This is a genomic window from Flavisericum labens, assembly GCF_045446075.1.
GTDB classification, from domain to species: Bacteria; Bacteroidota; Bacteroidia; order Flavobacteriales; family Flavobacteriaceae; genus Flavisericum; species Flavisericum labens.
The window spans coordinates 1-758 of sequence record NZ_JBJJBQ010000033.1 but is presented as its reverse complement, the minus strand read 5'-3'; the positions used below and the strand labels follow the sequence as shown (position 1 = coordinate 758).

The window sequence follows — 758 nt, the reverse complement described above, 5'->3', positions numbered from 1 at the left end:
TATAAAAAAACGCACTACAACAATGTATAACCGCAATTACGGCGGATTCGACTGCGTCCGAATCCACTCGGAATTGCTAACGTTAGTGCTTAACCGAAAATTAAAGCATTTAAACCCGTAACTGACGGTTATACGAGACCGTTGTACACAAGCTAAAAAAAACCGAATTGAAATACACATTACTGATTTTAATATTAACTTTTACTTCGATGAATACTTTCGGACAAAATTTTGACCGAACTTATTTAAGACACGACCATAATTATAGTACAACTTACTCATACGGAATAACGGAAATAACAATTCATTCAGACTCTACTTTCACTTGGAAAAGTTGGGACGTTAATAATAAAAAGGAATGGAAAACTTACAAGGAATACGAACCTGAAATCAGCAAAGGAAAAATTACCCGGAGTGGAGAATATTATATCCTGACTGAATATCGAAATGGAAATAAAACGGATTTTAATTGGACAGTAAAATTTAATGACAGACGCCTGAACTTTTATTATCCGAATAAAAATGAGAAATTAAGAATCAGTGCTAAATATAAACGGATTTGAAAACCGAAAAAGCCAGTGTACAACAATGTATAACCGCAATTACGGCGGATTCGACTACGTCCGAATCCACTCGGAATTGCTAACGTCTGTGCTAAACCGAAAATTATTAACTTTAAATCCGTAACTGACGGTTATACGAGACCGTTGTAGTGCATTTGAAAAACTGAATGAAATTGAATTCAAAAAACATAGGTC

The 758-nt window shown here is 34.6% G+C and carries 1 protein-coding gene; it reads left to right on the top strand.

Annotated elements, in window-relative coordinates:
- Positions 1 to 167: 167 nt before the first annotated feature.
- Positions 168 to 563 (top strand): hypothetical protein, encoded by a 396-nt coding sequence (locus tag ACIEHO_RS16505; protein ID WP_406973760.1) that lies wholly within the window; start codon positions 168 to 170, stop codon positions 561 to 563.
- The last annotated feature ends 195 nt before the right edge of the window (positions 564 to 758 follow it).